This window comes from Halomonas sp. 11-S5, assembly GCF_029889825.1.
In the GTDB taxonomy this organism is placed as follows: domain Bacteria; phylum Pseudomonadota; class Gammaproteobacteria; order Pseudomonadales; family Halomonadaceae; genus Halomonas.
The window spans coordinates 64,247-78,542 of the sequence record NZ_JARANW010000003.1; the positions used below are offsets into that span (position 1 = coordinate 64,247).

The following is a 14,296-nucleotide window of genomic DNA, read 5'->3' on the forward strand; positions in this document are numbered from 1 at the left end:
GTAACGGGGACGCTTCCGGATGGGCCAAGGCCCGCGGGGTGGCCAGCGGCGGGGCCGAACGGGGATAATGGCCCCACATGCACCGAAGAGATTGCTGATGACCGTTCACGACGAACTCGGCGCCGCCCTGCGCGAGCTCGAGGCCACCATGAAGGCCGCCGACCTGTGGCGCATGGAGCGACCCGACCCGGAGGCCTACCGCAGCGTCCAGCCGTTCTGCATCGACACCATGACGCTGCCCCAGTGGCTGCGCTTCGTGCTCATCGTGCGCCTGGAGGCCCTGGTCGAATCGCGCTCGCCGATGCCATCGACGTGCGACGTGGCGCCCGCGGTGGAGGCCTGGCTGACGCAGGAGGGCGCGCGCGTCAGCGACCGGCTGCTGCTATGTCGCGTGGTTGAGGAGATCGACCGCCTGGTCACCGAGAACTGAGCCATGCCCTGGTCCTTCGCCTACGGCAGCAACATGAATCCTGGCCGGGTCGCGGCTCGCATCGGCTCTGCCCGCCGGGCGAAGTGGCTCGGCGGTGGAGGCGGTCACCGGGCTCGACGAGGCGACCCTGGTAGAGTTGGATCTTTCGCGGCATTCGCCTCGCTAGGCGCCTGAAGGCACCGAACGCAATGAGGCCCGCCGAATGGCGGGCCTCGTGGTGTTGGGCGGAGCGATCAGAAGCGGAAGCTGAGGCCCGCCATCACCACCACCGGGTCGATCTCGACCGTGCCGATGTCGTCACCGTCGAGGCTGGCATCGGTATCGATATCCAGGTACCAGGCGGCGGCGTTGAGCGCCCAGTGGTCGTCGATCAGCAGGTCGACGCCCAACTGGCCGGCGGCGCCCCAGGAGTCATCCAGCTCAAGGTCACCGCCGCCCACGATCTCTTCATCGGAGAACGTGGTGTAGTTGACGCCGATGCCGGCATAGGGCTGGACGCGGGCCGCGGTGCCGCCCAGCGGGTAGTACTGCACGGTCAGGGTCGGCGGCAGATGGTCGGTGGAGCCGGTAACAGCCCCGTCGGCGATGTTGAAGTTGTGGTCGAAGGGCTCGGCGGCCAGCAGCTCGACGCCCAGCTTGTCGGTGAAGCGATAGCCCAGGGTAAAGGCAAAGGCGCTATCGTCCTCGACATCGATCTCAAGATTGTCTGCGGTGAGTTCGCCGTTGTCGCTCTTGGGCTCGACCTTGGCCACGCCCACGCGGGTGAAGAAGTCGCCGGCGCCGTAGGCGAAGGCCTGGGTGCTGGCGGTGAAGGCGGCCGCCGCGATGCCGGCGGCGAGCAGGGTGGGGAGGGCGGTCTTGTGCATGGGTCGACTCCTGGTTGACGAAGGTGCGGCCGCTTGCCGCAACGGAACATGCCGGCAGTCTATCGCGGCAGGGGTGGGGAGTTATTGATCCAGCGCAAGGGTCGGTTGTCAGTGCCATGAAGGTGCGAAAGGTAAGACGCCAGGGGCGGTGGCATGCCGCGCTGGGAACTCGCATCCTGGCCGTGAATCGTCTTGACTGGGAGCAGGCGACAAGGAGAGCCGAGATGGAGATCAAGATACGTCGACGCCTGCCCGGCGTGACCCTGGGGGCGATGCTGCTGGCGGCGGCGCTGGCGCTGTGGCTGCTGTGGCAGCCCGCCCTGATCAGCGCGCTGCCGATGGGGCTACGCCTGCCGCTGATCGGGCTGGGCGTCTGGGCGTTGGGCGCGGCCTTCATGGCACCGATGGGGCTGGAGGCGCGCCAATACTGGCTGCGGCGGATGACCACGCCCCCCTGGAGCCTGGTGGCGCTCGGTGCCTTCACCCTGGTGCTGCTGGTCCGGGCGGCCATGGCCTGATCCGTCGCGACGGGCAGCGCGCCGCTTTCGAGCAGAAGGCCAGCCAGAAACGAGAAAAGCCGCCCGAAGGCGGCTTTTCTGCGTGTGCGCCAGACAGTCGCGGACAGCGATGCCTGTCGCCCCGATAACGGCAAGGGCTCCCGCAGGAGCCCTTTCTTTACCTTCAGTGCGTTAGACGCGCTCTCGCGCTCTGTTAGCGAGTGATGTGCTGATACTCACCGGCGTCGGCAGTCACGCTGCTCACCACCAGGATGGCGATGAAGGAAGCGATGAAGCCAGGAATGATCTCGTACACGCCGGGTCCCCCCATGAACTTTCCGTTCCAGCCCAGTGAGATCCAGAGCATGACGGTGAGGGCACCCACCACCATGCCCGCGAGGGCGCCAGCCCCATTGGTGCGCGGCCACATCAGCGACAGGATAATGAGCGGGCCGAACGCCGCACCAAAGCCTGCCCAGGCGTTACTGACCAGCCCCAGAACCTTGGAGTTCGGATCGGATGCAATGATGGCGGCAACCAGACCCACCAGTACGACACAAGCCCGGCCGATGGCGACGACCTCCTTTTCCCCAGCCTTTTTACGCAGGAACAGGCGGTAGAAGTCCTCGGTCAGCGAGGAAGACGACACCAGGAGCTGGCTGGAAATGGTGCTCATGATCGCAGCGAGCAGTGCCGCATAGAGGAAGCCGGTAACCAGCGGATGGAACAGCAGGTCCGCCAGGATGATGAAGATCGTTTCCGGATCTTCGACATTCATGCCGTTGCGTACTGCATAGGCACGCCCGAAGATGCCAAGAGAGATCGCGCCGATCAAGGAGATGAGCATCCAGCTCATGCCGATGTTACGGGCAATCGGAACATCCTTCTGAGACCGGATGGCCATGAAGCGCACGATGATGTGCGGCTGCCCGAAGTACCCCAGACCCCAGGTCACCGCAGACAGCCAGCCGACAATGGTCAGTCCCTCCGTCCACGAGAGTAGCGTAGGATCGACCTCGTTCAGGGTTTGTGAGGCCTGGGAGAAACCCCCGCCACCTTCGCCAAAGAGCACCACCGCCGGCATGATCACCAGGGCCAGCATCATGATGCAGCCCTGCACGAAGTCCGTCATGCTCACGGCCAGGAAGCCGCCAACTACCGTATAGGCAAGCACCACGCCCAGTGTGATGACAACGCCCGACGCATAGTCACTCATGCCACCAATGTTGAGAACGCCGGCAAACGCACTTTCGAACAGCTTGCCGCCTGCCACCAGGCCAGAGGCCGTGTAAACCGCGAAGAAGATCACGATGACGATAGCGGATACCGTTCTCAGCGGAATGGCCTGAGTCGGGAACCGGTTCCCGAGGAATTCCGGAATGGTTATCGCATCATTATAGTGAAGCGTCTGCTCGCGAAGGCGGGGTGCGACCAGCGTCCAATTGAAGAACGCACCCACGAGCAGGCCGATACCGATCCAGGCAGACCCCAGCCCCGATACGAACATCGCCCCGGGGAGGCCCAGCAGCAACCAGCCACTCATGTCCGACGCGCCGGCCGACAGGGCCGCCACTTGTGGGCTGAGGGCTCGGCCACCCAGCATGTAATCCTCAGAGGTGGACGTGGACTTGCGCATGGCATAAAAGCCGATAGCGATCATGAGCGCAAAGTAAGCGAAGAGACTGATCCAAACGCCAGTAGCCATAAAAACTTCTCCCGTTTATTGGGCCGGATGTAGCTCCGACATCTTGTTGGTAGGCGTGCCGGCCAGAACACTGGTGGCGAGCACCACGATCGGGTCGGGCGCTAGCGTGAGGCCGTTATTGGCATTGTTTTCAATCATTAGGGGGTTCCTTCAGTTTCTTGTTGATGATGAGTGAGGTTCACTCGTTTCCCAGCGCAAGCAGTGACGCATTGCCACCCAGGGCGGCGGTATTAACGGTCACTGTCTTCTCGGTGGCGAAGCGCAGCAGGTAGTGCGGCCCGCCGGCCTTGGGGCCGGTGCCGGAGAGACCCTGGCCGCCGAATGGCTGAACGCCGACCACGGCACCGATGATATTGCGGTTGACGTAGACATTGCCAACACGAACCTTCCGGGCGATCTGCTCGGCGAAGGATTCGTTGCGACTGTGCACGCCGAAGGTCAGGCCATAGCCCCGCCCGTTGATGGCGTCGACCACCCGGTCGATCTCGCTGGCCTTGTAGCGCACGATGTGCAGCACAGGGCCGAACTGCTCGCGCTCCAGCGCCTCGATGCCATCGATCTCGAAGGCCACCGGCGCAACGAAGGTGCCGTCGGCGGTCTGTGCCGGATCGAGGCGTGTCTCGGCCACCAGGCGACCCTCGCCCTTGAGCCTGTCGATATGGGCGGTGAGTCCCTGGCGGGCGTCCTCGTCGATCACCGGGCCCACGTCCGTCCCCAGGTCGCGGGGATCGCCGACCTGCAGCTCGTCCATGGCCCCTCTCAGGATCTCGATGACCCGGTCGGCCACGTCCTCCTGGAGGTAGAGCACCCGCAAGGCCGAGCAACGCTGGCCGGCACTCTGAAAGGCCGAACGGACTGCGTCCACCACCACCTGCTCGGGCAGGGCGGTGGAGTCGACGATCATGGCATTCATGCCGCCGGTCTCGGCGATCAGCGTGGGCAGCGGGGCATTGTCGCGTGCGGCCAGGGCGCGGTTGATGATCTGGGCGGTGTCGGTGCCACCGGTGAACACGACCCCGGTGATGCGCGGGTCGCTGGTCAGCACGCTGCCTACGGTGGGACCGTCGCCCGGCAGCAGCTGTACCACGTCACGGGGCATGCCGGCCTCAAAGAGCAGTTCGATCACCCGGTGGGCGATCAGCGAGGTCTGCTCGGCGGGCTTGGCGAGCACGGTGTTGCCGGCCACGGCGGCGGCGACCAGCTGGCCGCAGAAGATCGCCACCGGGAAGTTCCAGGGACTGATGGCGGCGAACACCCCCTTGCCGCCCATCATCAGGTCGTTGGACTCGCCGGTCGGCCCGGGCAGGCGGGTCGGTTCGGCGAAGAGCTCCTCGGCCTTCATGGCGTAGTAGCGGCAGAAGTCCACCGCCTCGCGCACCTCGTCGATGCCATCAGTGAGCAGCTTGCCGCCTTCCCGGGAGCAGAGCGTCATCAGCTCGGCCATGTGTTCTTCCATCAGGTCGCCGAGGCGCCGCACGATGGCGGCGCGTTCGGCCACGGGCGTGGCCTCCCAGCGCGGGAAGGCGGCCCAGGCGGCGTCCAGGGCCTTGCCGGCCTGCTCTCTGGTGGTCCACTGGATGGTGCCGACCTGGCGGCGGCGGTCGTAAGGGCAGGTCACCTCATGGGTATTGGCCGGGTCGGCCTTCACCTCGAAGGCCAGCAGGGGGGCGGCCTGCCAGGTCTTGTCCATGGTCGTCGCCATGGCGTCCATCAGCGGCTGGTACTGGCTGCGAATGTTGAGGTCGAACCCGCGGGAGTTGCGACGCTTGGGTCCATAGATGTCGGTCGGCAGCGGAATCTGCGGGTTCGCGTAGCTGCCGTATTGGCGCAGGGTATCCACCGGGTGCACGCAGAGCGACTCCACCGGCACCTTGGGATCCACCAGCTGGTGCACGAAGGAGGAGTTGGCGCCGTTCTCCAGCAGGCGGCGCACCAGGTAGGGCAGCAGCTCCTTGTGGGCCCCCACCGGCGCATAGATACGGCAATAGGTGCCCTCGGGGGCGCGCTTGAGGGCGGCATCATAGAGCGCCTCGCCCATGCCATGCAGGCGCTGGAACTCGAAGGCGCGGGTGGCCTCGTTGGCCAGCTCGAGGATGGTGCTGATGGTATGGGCGTTGTGGGTGGCGAACTGCGGGAAGATGCGCCCGCGGGTCTCGTCGGAGAGCAGGAAGCGGGCGCAGACCAGGTAGGCGACGTCGGTGGAGGCCTTGCGGGTGAAGACCGGGTAGCCGTCGACGCCGAGCTGCTGGGACTCCTTGACCTCTGTGTCCCAGTAGGCCCCCTTGACCAGCCGCAGCGGGATCTCGTCGCCCTGGGACTCGGCCAGGCGATTGATGTAGTGCAGCACCGGCAGGGCGCGCTTGGCGTAGGCCTGCACCACCAGGCCGAAGTGGCCCCAGCCCTTGCAGGTCTCGCTCTCGTAGACGGCGCGGAACACCTCCAGGGAGATCTCCAGGCGGTCGACCTCCTCGGCGTCGATGGTCACCGCGACGTTACGCTCGCGGGCCAGGGTGGCGAGTTCACGCACGCTGTCGACCAGTTCGCGCAGTACCTGCTCGCGGAGGCCGAACTCGTAGCGCGGGTGCAGGGCCGAGAGCTTGATGGAGACCGACGGCGAAGGGGTCTTCGAGGACAGCGCCTTGCGGGTCTTGCCGACCCGTTCGATGGCGCGGGCATAGTCGTCGAAATAGCGCTTGGCATCGGCGCGGGTGCGGGCGGCCTCGCCGAGCATGTCGTAAGAGTAGGTGTAGCCCTTGTCGAACAGCGGCTTCGAGCGCTTCAGCGCCTCGTCGATGTCACGGCCGAGCACGAACTGCCTGCCCATGATCTTCATGGCCTCGACCATGGCGCGGCGGATCACCGGCTCGCCCATGCGGTTGACCAGCCTGTTGATGAAGCTCGACGGCTTGCCCTCGCGTGACTTGTCCATGGTCACCACGCGCCCGGTCATCAGCAGGCCCCAGGTGGAGGCGTTGACCATCCAGGACTCGCTCTTGCCGATGTGGGCCTGCCAGTCGGCGGGGCCCAGCTTGTCCTCGATCAGGGCATCGGCGGTGGCCTTGTCGGGGATGCGCAGCATGGCCTCGGCCAGGCACATCAGCATCAGCCCCTCGTGGGTGTCCAGGCTGTACTGCTGGAGCAGCTCGTCGATGGTGTCGACGGCGGTGTCCATCTCGCGGACTTCGCGCACCAGCTCGGCGGCCTTGCCGGCGATGCGCCGGAAGTCCTCGTTGTCGGCATCGAGGACCTTGACCAGTTCGCCGACGAAGGCATTCTCGTCGACGATGTAGTGGTCACTGATGCGTACGAAGAGAGTGTCGAGCTCATGGCGCCAGGTGCTGGCGTCGAGCATGTTGTTGGCGTTGAGCATCTAGGTCCCCTGGTTGTCACCCGTCGTCAGAGGGCAGGACCCGGCCGCTGTGGCGAAGAGTTGCAGGCGGGCGCGGGGCATTCAATGAGGGTAGGGCGGCAGGCGCTGTCTTGCTTGCCGAAATCCCGGCACTATTTCACGATTCCACGGTTTTTGGCCGCGGCAGGATTGAAGTTTCGACCTTCGTCTAGCGACATGGGGTGGGCGAAGCGAGCCGTTGGCCCTGGACGCGGCGCAACTGGCTGGGAGGGTGACCGAAGGCCTGGCGGCAGGCCCGCGACAGGGCGCTCTGGCTGGTGAAGCCGGTCAGGGCGGCGATCTCGGAGAGCGGCAGGTGGCTCTGCTGCAGCATCTGCCTGGCGCAATCCAGTCGGCGGCGCATCACGTACTGCCAGGGGGAGAGGCCCGTGCGTTGGCGGAAGCGTTCGCTGAAGTGCGTCTCGCTCAGGCAGGCCACGGCGGCCAGGTCGGCCACGCGCAGTCGGCTGCCCAGGTGGTGGTCGATGAAGCGGTCGAGGGCAGCCAGGTCGAGGGCGCGACCCGGCGCCGGCGACTCGGCAGCCAGGCGGGCATGCAGGGAGCCCAGCAGGGTGCCGGCCAGACGCTCGTTGTGGATGGGGTCGATGGGCGCCTGGCGAGAGAGCAGGCTCAGTTCCTGGAGCAGGAAGTCCAGGTAGTGGCGCAGCGAGGTGTCGAGCGCAAAGAAGCGCGGGGCATCGAACAGCCGCACCAGTTCGTGGTGATGCCCGGTGACCGCGAAGGCATCGCTGGGCAGGTCGAGGATCAGCTGGCGGTTGTCGCCGGTCCCGGCATAGTGGTGCAGGTGGTTGGCCGGCACGATGCATCCCGAGCCGGCCGCGATGGAGCCCCCGAGCCCCTCGATCTCGAACTCCGCCTCGCCGCGCAGGCCGATCACGATCTGATGGAAATCGTGGGCATGGTGGTGGATCGCGGTGTCGAGCGGGATCTGGCGGATGGCACTGGTCATGGATGGCCTCCGGCTGGGCATGTCAGGGGCATGACACCACAGTCTATCGGATGCTTCATCAACGCTGGGCTCAGTCCTGGCGGCGCTGCAGCGAGGTATGCGCCGCCAAGTGGTCGCGTAGTGCCGCGAGTTCCTCCTGGCCGATGGTGTCGAGCAGCGGCTTGCCGCGGGTCACACGGCCATGTCGCCCGTGTTCGTCCATCAAGCGCTGGGCGCGGCGACGGATCCCGTCCAAATAGTCGTCATGGCGGATCGGGTAGCCGATGATGGTGTTCCATTCGGTCTCGCCGACGCGACTCTCCAGGGCCTTGTCGAATAGCTCCAGCAGGTGCTCGGGCTCGGTGCGGTAGCGCGGAGTCCCGGATAGCATCAGCAGGGCGATCATGCCGCCGAAGATGACCAGGCAGACGACGAGGACCAGCAGGAACAGGGCCATGGTTCGCGACTCCGGATGGCCGGGCCCGGTCGCTGCCGGGCCCGGTGGTGCGCGGGGTGTCAGGGCATCGGGATGTCGAGGATCTGGCGGGCCTGCTGCCAGGTGGCGACAGGTCGACCATGTTGCTCGCACATCTCGGCGACGCGTTGGACAAGGGCCGCATTGGAGGGTGCCAGGGTGTCCTTGTCAAGGCGCACGTTGTCTTCCACTCCCGTACGGGTATAACCAACGGCGGCGATCGACCCCTCGTTGAGGGTCTCCTGGTGGGCGCCTATCTCGGCGCCGCACCACTGGGAGTCAGGTGCCATGCTCGATACGCATCCTTTTTTGATGGTATTCGCTCGGCAGCGCGCTTGTGATGCTAACGGAAAAAAATCAATAGCTTATGGCCATCGAGAATGGCATGGCGCAAGGCGAGGAAAGAAAGCGGTGCGGGCAGGGTGGGCCTGGAGCGGGTGAAGGGAATCGAACCCTCGTCTTAAGCTTGGGAAGCTTCTGCTCTACCATTGAGCTACACCCGCGAGGCGATTTCGATAGTAAAACCAATCGGTTAGCCTTTGCAAGCCGTCGCGGAAGTTTTTTGCTTCCTCCCCGCTAAGTCGCTGTTTTTCTCTGTCTTACCGATAGGTATAAGAGGTTGGTGCGCCCGGAGAGCGTCCCGTCACCGATATTTTATGACTGCCTGACGAACTTTTCTCCGTGGCGCTGTCTGAATGAGCGTAGGCAGCAACGCGATAGCAGTCGCTAACACTGTTGCCTCAGCTTGCACTTTCGATTTTGCCGCCCCATGCCTCATGGGGCGGCTTTTCTTTGTCGCCGCCCCTTTCGGTATCGCCGCCCCTTTCCGTATCCCGGAAACGACGACACCCGGCGCCGGGCCGGGTGTCCAGGGAGAGGGGCAGGGCGGTTCAGGTGTGGCGCATGCGTAGCAGCGCGCTGAGCACGTCGCGGCGGGTGACGATGCCCACCAGTCGGCCTTGCTCGACCACCGGGTAGACCTTGGGCTTGGCGCCGAGCATCTCCTGGGCCAGGTCGGTGATGCTCTTGTTGGGCGGTACCGAGAGCACCTCGTTGCGCATCAGTTCCCGAACCAGCGGCGGCTCATCGTTGAGGTAGGAGCTTTCCAGCACCTTGCCCATCACGTCCTGTTCGGAGATGAAGCCGATCAGGTGGTCCCGCTCGTCGACCACGGGCACCCCGGGCAGGCGATGCAGCGCCAGGCCCTCGGCCAGGGTGGAGACCGAGGTCTTGCCGGTGACCCGGTAGCAATCGCGGGACATGATCTCGCGCACGATGGTAGGGGCCTTGTTGGGCATGGCGTGTCTCCTTGTGCCGGACAGTAATGGCCTGGGCTGCAGCCAGCGTTTGCGATGCCAGGCACGGGCCGCAGCCGTATCTCGTCTCCAGCATAGCCGACTCGCGGGAATCGCCGGTACGCGAGCCGCCAACGCTTCTCCACGCTGGCCAGGGCCTTGGGCCAGCGGTCGGGAACCCGGCCTCGGTTACCGGTTCCAATGTGTCACACTCTGGAGAACACGGGCCGGCCGTGGCGCTGGCATGCAACGATCAATGGAGCTGCCTCATGGATGCTCGGGAGTACATGGCCAGAAAGGGGCTGGACGGCGAGCAGGACCAGGAGCGCCCCAACACCCTGGAGGAGAAGGCCTGGTCGCGGGCACGGGAAGCCGGGGAACACCGCCCCCGTGCGGGGACACCCTTCGACTGGGAGGAGTGGGAGCGCTACCACGAGACGCTGGCCGAAGGCGCCGGCGCACTCGACCAGAAGATCGACCACGAGGCTCATCGCCGGGCGCTCGAGCACGAGTCCCGGGAGGCCGTTCAGCACTTCACCCCGGCGGCGGGCGACCGGGCCCGGGTCGACCGGACACCGGCATCGTCTGAGCGGGACGAAGGGCAGGCGCCGGCCGCCGAGCCGCGGCGCGGCCTGCATGTCCTGGCGGTGCTGCTGCCGCCGCTGGCCGTCGGTCTCTCGCAAGGTGGCAAGGGGCGGGTGGCGGCCAGCCTGGCACTGACCCTGCTGGGCTGGCTGCCCGGGGTCGTGCATGCGCTGTGGTGGCTGCGCCGCGCCTCGCATTGATGGGGCGGATCACGCAGGGCAATCGCACGTAGAGAAGGCTTCTCATTCCAAGCCAAGTAGATGAGCGCGATATTCATCTGAGGTGGCCGCAATGATTCGCTTGGTCTTGAAGCTTCCCTTGCGTTTTACCGGATCCAAGCGAATCAGGTTGAGCGTCAACCGCTTGAGAATCGCCAGGTTATGCCCCGCGTGCGCCGTTCATGCCTGCATCTGGTCATTCGCAAAGGTCACGTCCAGGCACCAGTGCACCGGGTTCTCGATGCGCCAATGCTGTCGAACCGCCTTGGCCAGCTGGTTGGCGCCGACGAGGACCCCGAGACGGCAACGGTGAGCAAGTCGGGCAAGGGGTGCTGCACCTTGCTGGGATGACGCGGATCGGTAACGGTGGCGAAGATATTCAGGATTGGCACGGCAGTCTGGGGCAACGCATCCTCCGATCAAATGCCCCAGCTATATCGAATCATTCTTTATGAAGCAATTGCCAATTGCGAACGAATCTCTACGTACGATCACCCTGTGCTACGGGGTGTATCGGTCACACGACCCAATCAGGTACAATTTAGTAGGGCATATTTCCAATATTTCAGGCTGATACCAAGGCTTGAGAATGGTATCATAAGAGACTTTTTTGAGAGCCCGGAATCAGAATCAGGCCTTCCATGATGCAAAATTTCCAAGAAGTAGAATGACTAAACCCAAGAGTAAAAGTCAGACGATTGAACGTGCTTTTCTCATTTTTGATGAGCTGATGATCGCTGACCAAGATATTCCGACTCTGGCCGAACACTGCAAGTTGACCTACAGCACGGCGTACCGTATTGTGCAGTTTTTGTACGATCAGGGCTATGTCCAGAAAGCCAATGGCAAGAAATACAAGCTTGGCTCTAAGCTGATTCAGCTGGGTTTTCGTGCTTATGACAGTACCAATCTGGTTCGCTCGGCCCGGCCCTATTTGGAAGCACTTAATGAGCAGACACAAGACACCGTCCATCTGGCGGTGCGCGAATCTGGTAAAGTCGTGTACCTGGACAAGCTTGTCGGTTACCGAGCCGTTAACATCAGCTCCAGTATCGGTGGCCGCAAGAACGTGCACAACACCGGCGTAGGTAAGGCGCTGGTGTTGCTGGACACACCCGAAGAATGGGCCAAGGTATACGAAAGGGAGGGCGGGACTCCAAAAAAGAAAGCCGAGTTTCTGGCCAACATGCAGCAGTATGCCCGGATCGGTTATGCGCTGGATATCGGCGAAGACAGCCGGAATATCCGTTGTGTGGCTGCGCCCATTCTGGCTAAACCGGATCGTCTGGTTGCCGCGATCAGTGTTTCCAGTGCGGTAGAGTACATGAACGATCAGAGAATCGAGGAGTTGATTCAAACGGTCAAAAATACCGCTACCGATATTAGTTCAGAGGTCTATGGATATCGGCCGGACTGAGTCCGGCTGGAATTCAAGTCAATCCAGAACCTTGCCGGGGTTCAGCAAGCCCTGCGGGTCTACCGCCTGTTTAATCAATTTCATTAAAGCCAGCTCAGCCTCCGAGCGGGAATAGCCCAGCCATTTTTTCTTGTGCAGTCCAATGCCGTGTTCGGCAGAGATAGAGCCTGAGAAGTCCCGGGTAGTGCGGTAGACCTCGGTTTCAATGGCGTGCTCTATCGCCTTGCCTCCCTGCACCGGCCCGGCCACCAGGTGCAGGTTGCCATCACCAACGTGGCCGAAGAACAACTTGTTTAGATCTGGGAAGCGTTCATCCAGGGTGGCTCTAAGCTGGTCGGCAAAAATACCGATCTGGTTCAGACCCACAGAGACATCAAAGTTAATGGTCGGCGCGTTGATTGACAGGATTTCCGAGACGCAATCGCGCAGTTGCCAGAGTTCCTCAATTTCCCGTTCTGAAGTGGCCAGTACGGCGTTGTCTACAGTGCCGTTCTCGAAGGCATCGGCCATCAGTTGTTCAAACTGCGGATAATCCTGTTCTGGGTGACTGCTTTGAACGTCGAATAGCAGGTAGTAGCCGTATTCACGGTCAAATTGATCGGCTTGACAAAGGGTTTTCAATGCAAACTGATAGTAATCAGGCCACATTAGTTCGAATGCGCTGACGTGTCCAGAAAAGGCCGTTTGTGCCTGCTTCAAGAATTGCAAAGCCTGATCGTAGTTGGTAAAGGTAATCAGGGCAGTATTAGCCCCTCTTACACCCGGACTAAGTTTCAGAACCGCCCGGGTGATAATACCCAAAGTTCCCTCGGAACCGATGAATAACTGTCGGAGATCCAGCCCGGTGTTGTTCTTTTTCATCGATTGCATCAGGTCCAGCACCTGGCCATCGGCCAGAACCACTTCCAAGCCCAATACCAGATCACGCATCACGCCATAACGTATGACCCGATTGCCTCCAGCATTGGTGGCGATGTTACCGCCGATCTGGCAGGAGCCGCGGGCACCCAGATCAAGCGCAAACATCCAGCCTTCTGACTCGGCCTGCTCCTGAATGGTTTGCAGAACCGCACCGGTCTGCACACGCATGGTGCCAACGGCGGAATCGAGTTCTTCAATGGCATTCATGCGTGCTAGAGACAGCAGCAGGCAACCATCGGAGGGTACGGCACCACCAGCCAAACCACTGAGCCCACCCTGGGGTACCACGGGTATGCCATGGCGGGCACAAACAGCCATCACTGCTGACACCTGTATGGTTGAGCGAGGGGTGACCAAGCCCAGAGGCTGGCCAGCGGCCTCGTCACTCCAGTCATGTAGGTGCGCCGGCGGCACCTCCTGATGTAGATCTCTGGCGTCGATACAGTCTGTCAGTTCGGCAAAAAAGATCTTCGGATCAGTACTTGGCTTCATGACATATCCAATTTCTGCGTGGTTTCAGCTGGACTGACGGTTCTTGGCCATAGTCAGTGCCAGATCCTCAATCATGTCTTCCTGGCCACCGACGGTGCCGCGGCGGCCCAGTTCCACGAGGATGTCACGGGCAGACACGCCGTATTTCTTGCCGGCACGCTGGGCAAATAGCAGGAACGAAGAATAGACTCCGGCATAACCCAAGGTCAGCGCGTCACGATCAACCCGGATCGGCTGGTCCATCATCGGCACCACACAGTCTTCGGCTACATCCATGATCTTGTACAGATCCACCCCGGTTTCTACACCCATGCGGTCAAGCACCGCACAGAAAACTTCCAGCGGCGTATTACCGGCACCGGCACCTAGGCCCGCAACTGACCCGTCAATCCGGGTGGCGCCGGCCTCAATGGCTGCTAGCGAGTTGGCAATGCCCATGCCTAAATTGTGGTGGCCGTGGAAGCCGACCTCCACCTCGGCAGGTAGTTCTTTACGCAGCAGGCCAATGCGGTCGGTAACGTCGTCCGGCAGCATGTAGCCGGCGGAGTCAGTGGCGTAGATGCAGTTGGCGCCAAAGGATACCATCAGTTTGGCCTGCTCCAGAATGTTCTCCGGGCTGATCATGTGCGCCATCATCAGGAAGCCGACAGTGTCCATGCCCATGTCTCGGGCCATGCCTATGTGCTGTTCGGAGACATCGGCTTCGGTGCAGTGAGTGGCCACACGAATTGTGGAAACTTCGCAGTCCCGGGCCATTTTCAGGTGATCGACGGTGCCAATCCCGGGTATAAGAAGCGCCGATACTTTAGCGTTCTTCATTTTCGGGATCACGGCGTTGAGGTATTCCTCATCGCTGTGGGCGGGGAACCCGTAGTTCACTGAGCGCCCACCAAGGCCATCTCCATGGGTGACCTCAATCAATGGCATGCCGGCCTCGTCCATACCGGTGGCGATATCTACCATCTGTTCCAAGCTGATTTGGTGGCGCTTGGCGTGCATGCCATCGCGCAGGCTCATGTCGTGCAGTATGACTTTTTTACCTTTAAGATTCATTGGGA

Annotated in this window: 14 protein-coding genes, 1 tRNA gene and 1 pseudogene; 4 read left to right on the plus strand and 12 right to left on the minus strand. The window is 62.6% G+C overall.

Going from position 1 to position 14,296, the window contains the following annotated elements; translation table 11 throughout:
• The first annotated feature begins 97 nt into the window (after positions 1-97).
• The gene (locus tag OP497_RS03330) at positions 98-430 is read left to right on the plus strand and encodes a YqcC family protein (RefSeq protein ID WP_280546524.1); all 333 of its coding nucleotides are present in this window, start codon (positions 98-100) and stop codon (positions 428-430) included.
• Between the two features lie 233 nt (positions 431-663).
• On the opposite strand, the gene OP497_RS03335 is transcribed toward OP497_RS03330, so the two are convergent.
• Positions 664-1,296 (minus strand): OmpW family outer membrane protein, encoded by a 633-nt coding sequence (locus OP497_RS03335; protein WP_280546525.1) that lies wholly within the window; start codon positions 1,294-1,296, stop codon positions 664-666.
• A gap of 224 nt (positions 1,297-1,520) precedes the next feature.
• Here OP497_RS03335 and OP497_RS03340 point away from each other — a divergent pair, with 224 nt between their 5' ends.
• Positions 1,521-1,814 (plus strand): hypothetical protein, encoded by a 294-nt coding sequence (locus tag OP497_RS03340; protein ID WP_280546526.1) that lies wholly within the window; start codon positions 1,521-1,523, stop codon positions 1,812-1,814.
• Positions 1,815-2,007: 193 nt separating this feature from the next.
• On the opposite strand, the gene putP is transcribed toward OP497_RS03340, so the two are convergent.
• From putP to OP497_RS03380, 8 genes are all read right to left on the minus strand, one after another.
• On the minus strand, positions 2,008-3,498 hold the full coding sequence (gene putP, locus OP497_RS03345; protein WP_280546527.1) for a sodium/proline symporter PutP: 1,491 nt from the start codon (positions 3,496-3,498) through the stop codon (positions 2,008-2,010).
• Positions 3,499-3,513: 15 nt separating this feature from the next.
• Complete coding sequence (locus OP497_RS03350) at positions 3,514-3,636, minus strand: hypothetical protein (protein ID WP_280546528.1); 123 nt, start codon at positions 3,634-3,636, stop codon at positions 3,514-3,516.
• A 40-nt stretch (positions 3,637-3,676) separates the two neighbouring features.
• Positions 3,677-6,868, minus strand: coding sequence for a bifunctional proline dehydrogenase/L-glutamate gamma-semialdehyde dehydrogenase PutA (gene putA / locus OP497_RS03355; RefSeq protein WP_280546529.1), 3,192 nt, complete (start codon positions 6,866-6,868; stop codon positions 3,677-3,679).
• A 187-nt stretch (positions 6,869-7,055) separates the two neighbouring features.
• Positions 7,056-7,856, minus strand: coding sequence for an AraC family transcriptional regulator (locus OP497_RS03360; protein WP_280546530.1), 801 nt, complete (start codon positions 7,854-7,856; stop codon positions 7,056-7,058).
• 70 nt (positions 7,857-7,926) lie between these two features.
• Positions 7,927-8,292: a hypothetical protein gene (locus OP497_RS03365; protein WP_280546531.1), complete on the minus strand. Its 366-nt coding sequence runs from the start codon at positions 8,290-8,292 to the stop codon at positions 7,927-7,929.
• Positions 8,293-8,351: 59 nt separating this feature from the next.
• Positions 8,352-8,600, minus strand: coding sequence for a 3-keto-5-aminohexanoate cleavage protein (locus tag OP497_RS03370; protein WP_280546532.1), 249 nt, complete (start codon positions 8,598-8,600; stop codon positions 8,352-8,354).
• 139 nt (positions 8,601-8,739) lie between these two features.
• Positions 8,740-8,813, minus strand: a tRNA-Gly gene (locus OP497_RS03375).
• Between the two features lie 387 nt (positions 8,814-9,200).
• On the minus strand, positions 9,201-9,608 hold the full coding sequence (locus OP497_RS03380; protein WP_280546534.1) for a CBS domain-containing protein: 408 nt from the start codon (positions 9,606-9,608) through the stop codon (positions 9,201-9,203).
• A 266-nt stretch (positions 9,609-9,874) separates the two neighbouring features.
• Here OP497_RS03380 and OP497_RS03385 point away from each other — a divergent pair, with 266 nt between their 5' ends.
• A complete protein-coding gene (locus tag OP497_RS03385; RefSeq protein ID WP_280546535.1) occupies positions 9,875-10,390 on the plus strand; it encodes a YqaE/Pmp3 family membrane protein in 516 nt (171 codons plus the stop codon).
• A gap of 42 nt (positions 10,391-10,432) precedes the next feature.
• On the opposite strand, the pseudogene OP497_RS03390 reads toward OP497_RS03385, so the two are convergent.
• Positions 10,433-10,690: pseudogene (locus OP497_RS03390) on the minus strand (ISAs1 family transposase); the annotation flags it as partial.
• A gap of 385 nt (positions 10,691-11,075) precedes the next feature.
• On the opposite strand from OP497_RS03390, the gene OP497_RS03395 reads away from it, so the two are divergent.
• The gene (locus OP497_RS03395) at positions 11,076-11,825 is read left to right on the plus strand and encodes an IclR family transcriptional regulator (RefSeq protein WP_280546536.1); all 750 of its coding nucleotides are present in this window, start codon (positions 11,076-11,078) and stop codon (positions 11,823-11,825) included.
• A gap of 18 nt (positions 11,826-11,843) precedes the next feature.
• Here OP497_RS03395 and OP497_RS03400 read toward each other — a convergent pair whose 3' ends face one another.
• Both OP497_RS03400 and dmpG read right to left on the minus strand, forming a co-directional pair.
• Positions 11,844-13,238 carry an FAD-binding oxidoreductase gene (locus OP497_RS03400; protein ID WP_280546537.1) on the minus strand — a complete coding sequence of 465 codons (1,395 nt, stop codon included), beginning with the start codon at positions 13,236-13,238 and terminating at the stop codon, positions 11,844-11,846.
• Between the two features lie 24 nt (positions 13,239-13,262).
• A complete protein-coding gene (dmpG, locus tag OP497_RS03405; protein WP_280546538.1) occupies positions 13,263-14,291 on the minus strand; it encodes a 4-hydroxy-2-oxovalerate aldolase in 1,029 nt (342 codons plus the stop codon).
• Positions 14,292-14,296 lie beyond the last annotated feature (5 nt).

Excerpts from the sequence above, each read along its gene's own strand:
- OP497_RS03330 (WP_280546524.1), top strand. The coding sequence starts at position 98 with ATGACCGTTCACGACGAACTCGGCGCCGCCCTGCGCGAGCTCGAGGCC.
- OP497_RS03335 (WP_280546525.1), bottom strand. The coding sequence starts at position 1,296 with ATGCACAAGACCGCCCTCCCCACCCTGCTCGCCGCCGGCATCGCGGCG.
- OP497_RS03340 (WP_280546526.1), top strand. The coding sequence starts at position 1,521 with ATGGAGATCAAGATACGTCGACGCCTGCCCGGCGTGACCCTGGGGGCG.
- putP (WP_280546527.1), bottom strand. The coding sequence starts at position 3,498 with ATGGCTACTGGCGTTTGGATCAGTCTCTTCGCTTACTTTGCGCTCATG.
- OP497_RS03350 (WP_280546528.1), bottom strand. The coding sequence starts at position 3,636 with ATGATTGAAAACAATGCCAATAACGGCCTCACGCTAGCGCCCGACCCG.
- putA (WP_280546529.1), bottom strand. The coding sequence starts at position 6,868 with ATGCTCAACGCCAACAACATGCTCGACGCCAGCACCTGGCGCCATGAG.
- OP497_RS03360 (WP_280546530.1), bottom strand. The coding sequence starts at position 7,856 with ATGACCAGTGCCATCCGCCAGATCCCGCTCGACACCGCGATCCACCAC.
- OP497_RS03365 (WP_280546531.1), bottom strand. The coding sequence starts at position 8,292 with ATGGCCCTGTTCCTGCTGGTCCTCGTCGTCTGCCTGGTCATCTTCGGC.
- OP497_RS03370 (WP_280546532.1), bottom strand. The coding sequence starts at position 8,600 with ATGGCACCTGACTCCCAGTGGTGCGGCGCCGAGATAGGCGCCCACCAG.
- OP497_RS03380 (WP_280546534.1), bottom strand. The coding sequence starts at position 9,608 with ATGCCCAACAAGGCCCCTACCATCGTGCGCGAGATCATGTCCCGCGAT.
- OP497_RS03385 (WP_280546535.1), top strand. The coding sequence starts at position 9,875 with ATGGATGCTCGGGAGTACATGGCCAGAAAGGGGCTGGACGGCGAGCAG.
- OP497_RS03395 (WP_280546536.1), top strand. The coding sequence starts at position 11,076 with ATGACTAAACCCAAGAGTAAAAGTCAGACGATTGAACGTGCTTTTCTC.
- OP497_RS03400 (WP_280546537.1), bottom strand. The coding sequence starts at position 13,238 with ATGAAGCCAAGTACTGATCCGAAGATCTTTTTTGCCGAACTGACAGAC.
- dmpG (WP_280546538.1), bottom strand. The coding sequence starts at position 14,291 with ATGAATCTTAAAGGTAAAAAAGTCATACTGCACGACATGAGCCTGCGC.